Below are 9,548 nucleotides of genomic sequence, written 5' to 3'. Positions count from 1 at the left end.
AGCGTTCGCTCTGAGCCAGGATCAAACTCTCAGGTTCAATCCAGACCAACAGAATAAAACATCCAGCTTAATTCAACGCATCAAACTTAAAGTCAGATACATCAGCTTCCGTCTTCCATCAGCCTTCACTAACGAAAACGCCGCCAACATATCCCTTCCAGTCTCTACTTTATAACCCATATTCTCTTGTCAATGACCACCCCAGCCGCCCCAGAACTCCCGCTCCAGCGCCGCCGGTGAATGGGCTTATACGCACCCACCCCCATACGGTCAACACGATTCCCGAAACTTTCTCAAAGTTTCTTCACATAAACCCAAAAAACCCCAGAAAACCGCCACCCAACCCCAAAAACACAACCCCGGCGAATCACCCCACCAAAAAGAATCGACAACAGAAAAAAGACCGCCCCCTGCGGGGCGGCCTTCCATCACGCCATTCAGCTCTGGGCTGCCGAATGTCCATTTATGAGCAGTCCCTGATCATTGGCCGAGATGGTCACCTCATCTCCGTCATGGATGGTCCCTTCCAGCAGGAGACCGGCCAGAGGGTTCTGCAACTCACGCTGGATCACCCTCTTCAGCGGACGGGCACCATAGACCGGATCATACCCAGCCTCGGCCATCCACTCCCGTGCCTTCTCATCCAGAGACAGGGTGATCTTGCGATCAGCCAGAAGATGCCGCAGGCGGCCCAGCTGAATCTCCACGATCTGGCCCATGTCCGCCCGCTGGAGACGGGAGAAGAGAATGATCTCGTCCAGACGGTTCAGGAATTCCGGCCGGAAATGCGCCCGGACAACCTCCATCACCTCATTCCGCACGGCCTCGGTTGAGTCGCCATCCTTCTGATGAGCCAAAATCTCGGAACCGAGATTGCTGGTCAGTACAATGATCGTATTGCGGAAATCCACCACACGACCCTGCCCGTCCGTCAGGCGGCCATCATCCAGCACCTGAAGCAGGATGTTGAAGACATCCTCATGCGCCTTCTCCACCTCGTCAAAGAGGATGACCTGATAGGGACGACGCCGCACGGCCTCGGTCAGCACGCCACCCTCATCGTAACCGACATACCCCGGAGGGGCACCGATCAGACGGGAGACGGAGTGCTTCTCCATGAACTCGCTCATGTCGATCCGCAGCAGGGCACGTTCATCATCAAAGAGGAACTGCGCCAGTGTCTTGGCAAGCTCGGTCTTGCCCACACCGGTCGGACCAAGGAACAGGAAGGAACCGATCGGGCGGTTGGGGTCCTGCAACCCGGCACGGGCACGGCGCACGGCATTGGACACGGCCACCAGAGCCGATTCCTGCCCCACGACACGCTCACGCAGCACGGACTCCATCCGCATGAGCTTGGAACGCTCACCTTCCAGCATCCGGTCCACCGGCACGCCGGTCCAGCGGGACACGACAGCGGCGATTCCCTGATCCGTCACGGTATCAGCGAACAGCGTATTGCCATCAGACCGGGCTTCTGCCTGCTGGGCCTGTTCGATCTGACGTTCCAGCTCCGGAATACGGCTGTACATCAGCTCGGATGCCCGCTGGAGATTTCCCTGGCGCTGCGCCACCTCAACCTCGGACCGGGCGTGGTCAAGCTCTTCCTTGTATTTCTGCACGGCATTCATGCGGTCTTTCTCCGCATGCCAGGCCGCACTCATCGCATCAGACTTCTCCTGAAGGTCAGCCAGTTCAGCTTCCAGAGCTTCCAGACGCTCACGGGAGGCCGTGTCATCCTCCTTGCGGATGGCCTCACGCTCGATCTTCAGCTGGATGATGCGGCGGTCCAGCTCATCCAGAGCCTCAGGCTTGCTGTCGATCTGCATCCGCAGGCGGCTGGCGGCTTCGTCAATCAGATCGATGGCCTTGTCCGGCAGGAAGCGGTCCGTGATATACCGGTTGGACAGGGTCGCTGCGGAAACCAGTGCATTGTCGGTGATCCGCACCCCATGATGCAGCTCGTACTTCTCCTTGATCCCACGCAGGATGGAGATCGTGTCCGCAACGGACGGCTCACCCACAAAGACCGGCTGGAAGCGGCGGGCCAGCGCAGCGTCCTTCTCGATATATTTGCGGTACTCATCCAGAGTCGTGGCGCCAAGGCAGTGCAGCACACCCCGGGCCAGTTCCGGCTTGATGAGATTGGACGCATCCATCGCCCCGCTGGAACGCCCTGCGCCAACGAGCGTATGCATCTCATCGATGAAGAGGATGATCTGCCCCTCGGCACTCTCAATCTCCTTGAGGACAGCCTTCAGGCGTTCCTCAAACTCACCCTGATATTTCGCACCGGCAATCAGTGCCCCCATGTCGAGAGAAAGCAGCTTCTTGTTGCGCAGAGCCTCCGGTACATCGCCATTGACGATACGCAGGGCCAGCCCCTCCACGATGGCGGTCTTGCCAACACCGGGTTCACCAATCAGCACGGGATTGTTCTTGCTGCGGCGTGCCAGAACCTGAATGGCCCGGCGGATTTCCTCGTCACGCCCGATGACCGGGTCCAGCTTGCCTTCCTGCGCCTGAGCCGTCACGTCACGGGCATATTTCTTCAGCGCATCAAAATTGTTTTCTGCCGAGGCCGAATCCACGGTCCGCCCTTTGCGGACGGTCGCAATCGCCTTTTCCAGAGCCTGAGCAGACGCCCCGCCCTGCCGCAGGGCCTCACCGGCCGGTGTCCTGCTGGCCGCAATGCCTGCCAGCAGACGGTCCTGCGCCACGAAACTGTCACCAGCCGCCTTGGCAGCCGCCTCCGCACCATCCAGCACCCGCACGAAATCAGGCGTCGGCTGGGGCTGGGATGCTCCGCTGCCCTGCACAGCCGGCAGTTTGGCCAGGGCCGCATCATTGGCCTGCCGGACGACCTTCGGGTCCCCGCCTGCGGCACGGATCAGCCCTGTCGCCGCTCCCTGCTCGTCATCCAGCAGGGCCTTGAGCAGATGCTCCGGCGTCAGCTGCTGGTGATAGTCTCGCAGGGCAATGGTCTGGGCAGCCTGAATGAACCCCTGGCTCCGCTCCGTAAATTTCTGAATATCCATGATATTTGCCTCTCCTTCTCGCCCCATCCTTGGCAGCGATGACTGTTCAGCCTGCCCCGATATGGCGACAGACCGTGCCTAAAATTTAGGCACGATCACATCGGTTTCAAGAGGGCGTTTCTGGATTCACCCACAAAAACGCCTGTCTGCAAGGAGATTCCGGGACCTTTCAGACTGGTAAAGTCTGAGACCAAAACAGAAGGCAGGCAATAGAAAGGCAGCCCCGCAGAAACCTTATGCCTCCCCCACTGAAGCCGTAAGTGAGGACGGTTCCAGCCCTACACTCTCCAGCGCACGCTGCCATTTTGTGGAGGGATCCGCTCCAAAGACAATATCTTCATCAGCCGGAACAACATACCAGGCATTGCCATGGAGAATCTCTTCTTCAAGCTGCCCGGCGGCCCATGCGGCATGGCCAAGCAGCAGCATGGCCTGCCGTGGCCCCCGGCCTGCCGCCAGCTCCCGGATCATCTCGATGCTGGCACTGACTTCTGCCACGGGCGGCTCATCCGGCAGGACGGTCATGCGGCTGCCTGTCCTGCCACGCCCAAGGCCTCCACCTTCCGGCGAATGGAGAACAAAACCCCGCCCCGGCTCCACCGGCCCGCCAACACCCACACCAAAAAGACGCTGCGGCGGGTTGGGCGATACATCCAGATGGCGCAGCAACGCACTGATGTCCGGGTGGGTCAGCCGACGATTGACAATCATCCCCATGGCTCCATCCTCGGCGGAATGGGCGCAGAGATAGATGACCGTCTGGGCAAATTCGGTCCCTGCCAGAACAGGGGTGGCAACCAGCAAACGGCCCGTCAATGTCTCGATCGGCTCAAGAATCGGCATGAACACCTCTTACAAACAGGGGATGCGTCCAGCATAACAGAAGACAGTTCTGTTTTTCATTCTTCATACACGGAGTTCCCACAATGACCCAGCCACAGACCATCCTCGTGACGGGCGCCACATCTGGGTTCGGCAGAAGCATCGCCACACGGCTGGTCCGGGAGGGGCACCGTGTCATCGCCACGGGGCGCCGGAGTGAACGGCTGAGCAGCCTGCATGAGACACTCGGCACCAGCCTCCTCCCCCTCACACTGGACATGAGCGACCGGGACGCCCTGCGCGCCCTGCCCGAAACCCTGCCAGAGGGCTGGCGCCATGTGGATGTTCTCATCAACAATGCCGGGCTGGCACTGGGCGTCACACCCGCACAGGACTCCAGCGTGGATGACTGGGAAACCATGATCGACACAAACATCTCCGGCCTCGTGGAGATCACCCACGCCCTGCTCCCCGGCATGATAGAACGGGAGCGCGGTTACATCCTCTCCATCGGCAGTACGGCGGGTCATTACGCCTATCGGGGCGGGAATGTCTATGGGGCGACGAAAGCCTTCGTCTCCCAGTTCATGAAGAATCTGCGGACAGACCTGCTGGGCACGCCACTGCGTGTCACGACCATCGAACCCGGCCTTGTGGGTGGCAGTGAGTTCAGCAACGTACGGCTGCGTGATGATGCAAAGGCACGTGCCGTCTATGAGAACACCACGCCCCTGATGCCTGCCGATATTGCAGAAACCGTCTCATGGCTGATTGGCCTGCCGGCCCACATGAACGTGAACCATCTGGAGATCATGCCCGTCTGTCAGGCATCTGGCGGGCTGGCCGTCATGAAAAAGGAGGGGTAACCCCCTCCCTCTCCACTTCAACGGCGATGGAATCAGCTCCGGCGGCGGGTGGATTTCTCGCCGCTGCGGGCCGGGCCGGAACGACGTTTGAAGGATGACGGGCCACGGCCCCCTTCCCGACCTTCACGCCCCTCACGACGTCCCCCGCCAGCGGGGCCACCAAAACGCCCTTTCGGTGCACCAAAGCGACGCCCACCCGGCGGGCCACCACGACCCCGGCGGGGACCGGCCCCACCGGCAGGAGCCTCGGCTGGCTCAATGGTCACCTCGTCCTGCTCTGCTCCTGCCCGACAGGCATTGAAGCGGGCCAGCTTTTCATCAGAAATCTGGAAGAGCGTGTCATCCTGCTGGATGCAGATATTGCCAATATCCCGCTTCTGCACGCCACCAAGACGGCAGATGAGCGGAATCAGCCATTTGGGATCGGCCTTTTCACTACGCCCTACGCCAAGGCGGAACCACGAACCAGCCATCTCATACCCACGTCCCCCTTCACGGGCAGCACCACGGGCTGGTGGCTCGACAGACACAGGACGGATATCTTCCACACGGGGCAGATGCGCCTTGTGGAACCCTACCAGAGCCCGGGCCAGCTGCGTGGCATCGAAACGTTCTGTCAGCTTGGCCACGATCTCTTCCGGCACGGCAACGGAGGCTTCCCCGGTCAGGATCGGATCTTCCAGCAGACGCTGTGCATCCTGCCCGGCAATGGCCTCTGCCGTTGGTACCGGCTCCCACTCAGCCTTCACACGGGCCTGCGCCAGAACACGCTCCGCCTTGCGCCGCTGGTTGAATGGTACCATCAGCACGCTCACGCCCTTGCGCCCTGCACGACCTGTCCGGCCGGAACGATGCAGGAACGTGTCGGAAGAAGACGGCACACTGGCATGGACAACCAGGCCGAGGGCCGGGACATCAATGCCACGGGCCGCCACATCGGTGGCCACGCAGACACGGGCCGCACCGGAGCGCAGGCTCTCGATGGCACGAGACCGCTCATTCTGCCCCATCTCACCGGAAATGGCGACGGAGGCAAAGCCCCGCTCCAGCAGGGCTGCCTGAACCTGATTCACCAGCAGGCGGGTGTTGCAGAACACCATGGCTGTCTGGCTTTCATAATACCGCAGCACATTGACAAGCGACCGCTCCACTTCCTGCGGGGCCGTCACCACGCAGCGATGGGTGATGTCGGCATGCTGCTTCTGGCCGGAGACCGTATCAATCCGCTTGGCGTCCTGCTGATAGCGCCGTGCCAGAGAGGCGATTTCCCGAGCGATGGTAGCGGAAAACAGCAGAGTGCGGCGTTCCTTCGGGGATGCATCCAGCAGCTGTTCCAGCTCCTCACGGAAGCCCATGTCCAGCATCTCGTCAGCTTCATCCAGCACAACGGCACGCAAGCCCGTCAGGTCCAGCTTGCCACGGGAGAGATGGTCACACAGACGGCCCGGCGTACCAACCACGATATGAGCACCACGCTCCAGAGAGCGGGCCTCACGGCGGGCATCGGTCCCACCGATGCAGCTGGCGATACGGGCCCCGGTCTCGGCATAAAGCCATGAAAGTTCTGTCTGAACCTGCATGGCAAGCTCACGGGTCGGGGCAATCACCAGTGCCAGCGGGGAGCGGGTCGGGGCCATCCTGTCCCCTTCCGTCAGCAGATCGGTCGCAAAGGCGAGGCCAAAGGCCACTGTCTTGCCAGAGCCCGTCTGCGCAGAGACGAGCAGATCACGCCCTTCCAGCCCCGGCTCCAGCACGGCCTCCTGTACAGGCGTTGGCTGTTCATAGCCACGTGCAGCCAAAGCACGGGTCAGGGCGGGATGGGTATCGGGAAAAGGCATCGTCAACGAACACTCGGTCATACACATGCTGCCACGAACCAGTTTGTGGCAGCCAGAAAAACGGTGAATACCCCTTTCTGCCCTGCAAGGCCAGAGACGATCCACCACCATATTGAAAAGCTGGATTACAGCTCAACCTGCCACAGGACGGCGGCCAATGACAGCCCGAACCGTATCCTGCCATGCTGTAAGGTCTTCCGGCGGGACAACCTCACCGGTATCCAGCTCCGCAAAACCGGCCCGCTGCATGAGGGCACTGGTGAAACGGACCCGGTCTTCCGGCTCCAGCGCCTGCCAGATGGCCACGGCCTTGGCCGGTACGAATCTGTCGGAAAAACTGATGATCAGCGGCGCACCGGGCCGCAGAACACGGAACAGCTCTTCGATGACCTGCTGCGGCTTTGTCAGATAGGCCAGCCCATCACAAAGGAGAGCCCCATCAAAACTCGCCTCATCAAACGGCAGGACAGGCGTGCTGTTGAGGTCCTGTTCCACAGCGCTGCTCAGGGCCTGATTGGCCTTGAGAGCCGCCTTGCTGACATCCAGCCCGATGAATTCCTGAAAGGTGGCATCCTCCGGCAAATGGCTCATGGCCCCGCACATCAGGTCCAGCGTCCGCCCCCCCACGGGCAGGGCGGTACGGTAAAGAGCGGTAATGGCCGTGCGGGCTCCCATATCCATCAGGGAATCCAGCTCCTGCCGGGCCCAGAAAGCCTCATCCGGCTCTGAAGATGCCTGTGTGAATGCTTTTTCGTGTAGGCCCTGCACGCCTTCCCCTTTTCGGCTTGTTCCTTGCTGTCGTCTCTTAATATAGGGCAGCTGGATTCCTGAACAATGCCTGCCCCGGCAGGAAAAACAGACCGGCAGCAGGAAGGCTTCATTTTACCCCGGCCATGCAACATTATAGAAAGAGGCGGTTTCATCACGTCTCAGAGGGGCATCATGGGCGTTTCCTTCACGAAAATGCATGGGTTGGGGAATGATTTTGTCATTCTGGATGGCAGAACGACACCACTATCCCCCTCCACCACACTCATCAGCCGCCTCTGCGACCGCCGCACGGGCATCGGCTGCGACCAGCTTGTGACACTTTCCGCCCCAACACGGGATGGTGCGGACGTGCGGGTCCGCTTCTTCAACCCGGACGGCTCAGAGGCCGGCGCCTGCGGCAATGCCTCCCGCTGCGTTGCGGCCCTGCTGGGCGGCAGCCCAACCCTTCAGACACAGAATGGCCTGCTCCCCACATCGCAGAAAAACGGGCTGATTTCCGTCCTCATGGGCACGCCCCACCTGGACTGGCAGACCATCCCTCTCGCCCGGGAATGCGACACGGCCCGTCTCCCCCTTCACGACGGAGCAGCCTGCTCCATGGGCAATCCCCATCTCACACTGTTCCGCTGCATTGAAGATGCCGCCGCTCTGGGACCAGTTCTGGAAACCGATCCCCTTTTCCCGGAACGGGCCAATATCGGCTTTGCGGAAATTCTCTCCCCCACCCACATCCGCCTGCGGGTCTGGGAGCGGGGTGCCGGGCTGACCCTTGCCTGCGGATCAGGCGCCTGCGCAGCGGTCGTCAATGCAGCACGGCGTGGCCTTGTGGAACGGACATGCCGTGTCACCATGGAATGTGGCTCCCTGACCATCACATGGCAGGATGATGGCTCCGTCCTGATGACCGGCCCGGCCCAGACCGTTTTCACCGGCACGCTGGATGAGAGCTGGCTGGAAAAAGGACAGACCACCACACCATGAGCGTCACCCTTCTCACCTTCGGCTGCCGCCTGAACGCCCATGAAAGCGATGCCATGGAGCATCTGGCCCGCCTGGGGCAGATGCGGGACGAAGAGACCATCATCGTCAATACCTGCACGGTGACGGCAGAGGCCGAGCGGCAGGCCCGCCAGACCATCCGCCGTGCACACCGGGAAAATCCGGCAGCCCGCATCATCGTGACAGGCTGCGCCTCCGAGCGGGCCGCAGATGCATGGGCTGCCCTGCCCGGTGTCAGCCGGGTGATTCCCAATACGGAAAAGACGCTCCCTGCCACATGGGGCCTGCCTGATGAGGCAGGGCAGGCTCCCCCACCATCCCGCTACATCCGGGCCCTTCTCCAGGTTCAGCAGGGCTGCGACAATGACTGCACATTCTGCGTCATTCCGGCGGGCCGGGGGCAGTCCACCTCCATGCCTCCCGGGGAGATCATCCCCAAGGCCCGGGCTCTTGCAGAAGCGGGACATTGTGAAATTGTCCTGACAGGCGTGGACATTGCCTCATGGCAGCAGAAGGATATGGGGCTGGGCCAGCTCTGCCGCCATCTGCTGGATGAAGTGCCGGAAATTGCCCGCCTGCGTCTCTCCTCCATCGACCCCATGATTCTCACGCCAGATACAGGGGACAAGGCCCTCTGGGACCTGATCGCTGATGAGCCCCGCTTCATGCCGCATCTGCATCTTTCCCTTCAGGCGGGCTCCGACCTGATCCTGAAACGCATGAAACGCCGCCATAATACAGCTGACGTAGCCGGACTGATCGCACAGGTCCGCCATCTGCGGCCTGATACCGGCTTCGGAGCTGATGTGATTGCCGGCTTCCCCACCGAGACGGATGCCCTCTTTCAGGAAACGTACGATTTTCTGGCAGAGCAGGCCATTCCCTTCCTCCATGTCTTCCCTTACAGCGAACGCCCCGGAACACCGGCGGCCCGTATGCCCGCCATGCCGAAAGCCACAAGGCAGGAACGGGCCGCCAGACTGCGGGCACTGGGCCAGACCATACGGGACCGTTTCCTGAACCGCTTTGTCGGGCAGGAAAAAACCGTCCTCATGGAAAGCCCGACAACCGGCCATACACCCGAATTTGCCGCCTTCACACTTCCGCAAGCGCAACCATCCCACCGGGGACGGCTGGAGCGCATCCGCATCACAGCTGTGCAGGATGGTATGCTCATGGCAGAAATCCCCTGAACAGGGCTTGACGGCTCCCCC

7 protein-coding genes are annotated in these 9,548 nt (G+C 61.2%); 3 read left to right on the top strand and 4 right to left on the bottom strand.

The features are described from left to right. Nucleotides 1-437: 437 nt before the first annotated feature. Together clpB and CPA54_RS07915 are read right to left on the bottom strand one after the other, a co-directional pair. Nucleotides 438-3,038, bottom strand: coding sequence for an ATP-dependent chaperone ClpB (clpB, locus tag CPA54_RS07920; RefSeq protein ID WP_249086027.1), 2,601 nt, complete (start codon nt 3,036-3,038; stop codon nt 438-440). Nucleotides 3,039-3,272: 234 nt separating this feature from the next. Then, on the bottom strand, nt 3,273-3,881 hold the full coding sequence (locus CPA54_RS07915; protein WP_043558854.1) for a YqgE/AlgH family protein: 609 nt from the start codon (nt 3,879-3,881) through the stop codon (nt 3,273-3,275). Between the two features lie 83 nt (nt 3,882-3,964). On the opposite strand from CPA54_RS07915, the gene CPA54_RS07910 reads away from it, so the two are divergent. Beyond that, nucleotides 3,965-4,726, top strand: a complete 762-nt coding sequence (locus CPA54_RS07910; RefSeq protein WP_086441942.1) for an SDR family NAD(P)-dependent oxidoreductase — start codon at nt 3,965-3,967, stop codon at nt 4,724-4,726. Between the two features lie 32 nt (nt 4,727-4,758). On the opposite strand, the gene CPA54_RS07905 is transcribed toward CPA54_RS07910, so the two are convergent. Together CPA54_RS07905 and CPA54_RS07900 are read right to left on the bottom strand one after the other, a co-directional pair. Further along, the gene (locus CPA54_RS07905; protein ID WP_249086024.1) at nt 4,759-6,564 is read right to left on the bottom strand and encodes a DEAD/DEAH box helicase; all 1,806 of its coding nucleotides are present in this window, start codon (nt 6,562-6,564) and stop codon (nt 4,759-4,761) included. A gap of 132 nt (nt 6,565-6,696) precedes the next feature. After that, a complete protein-coding gene (locus tag CPA54_RS07900; protein WP_227449724.1) occupies nt 6,697-7,332 on the bottom strand; it encodes a class I SAM-dependent methyltransferase in 636 nt (211 codons plus the stop codon). Between the two features lie 174 nt (nt 7,333-7,506). Here CPA54_RS07900 and dapF point away from each other — a divergent pair, with 174 nt between their 5' ends. Both dapF and CPA54_RS07890 read left to right on the top strand, forming a co-directional pair. Next, on the top strand, nt 7,507-8,316 hold the full coding sequence (dapF, locus tag CPA54_RS07895) for a diaminopimelate epimerase (protein WP_249086023.1): 810 nt from the start codon (nt 7,507-7,509) through the stop codon (nt 8,314-8,316). After that, on the top strand, nt 8,313-9,527 hold the full coding sequence (locus tag CPA54_RS07890; RefSeq protein ID WP_043558866.1) for a MiaB/RimO family radical SAM methylthiotransferase: 1,215 nt from the start codon (nt 8,313-8,315) through the stop codon (nt 9,525-9,527). The genes dapF and CPA54_RS07890 overlap by 4 nt, the downstream gene beginning before the upstream one ends. The last annotated feature ends 21 nt before the right edge of the window (nt 9,528-9,548 follow it).

This window comes from Parasaccharibacter sp. TMW2.1890 (assembly GCF_023337645.1).
Classification (GTDB): Bacteria; Pseudomonadota; Alphaproteobacteria; order Acetobacterales; family Acetobacteraceae; genus Bombella; species Bombella apis.
The sequence above is the reverse complement of the archived record's forward strand: the minus strand, read 5'-3'. Positions and strand labels throughout refer to the sequence as shown.

Coding starts and splice junctions, on each gene's coding strand:
- clpB (WP_249086027.1), bottom strand. CDS start 3,038: ATGGATATTCAGAAATTTACGGAGCGGAGCCAGGGGTTCATTCAGGCT.
- CPA54_RS07915 (WP_043558854.1), bottom strand. CDS start 3,881: ATGCCGATTCTTGAGCCGATCGAGACATTGACGGGCCGTTTGCTGGTT.
- CPA54_RS07910 (WP_086441942.1), top strand. CDS start 3,965: ATGACCCAGCCACAGACCATCCTCGTGACGGGCGCCACATCTGGGTTC.
- CPA54_RS07905 (WP_249086024.1), bottom strand. CDS start 6,564: ATGCCTTTTCCCGATACCCATCCCGCCCTGACCCGTGCTTTGGCTGCA.
- dapF (WP_249086023.1), top strand. CDS start 7,507: ATGGGCGTTTCCTTCACGAAAATGCATGGGTTGGGGAATGATTTTGTC.
- CPA54_RS07890 (WP_043558866.1), top strand. CDS start 8,313: ATGAGCGTCACCCTTCTCACCTTCGGCTGCCGCCTGAACGCCCATGAA.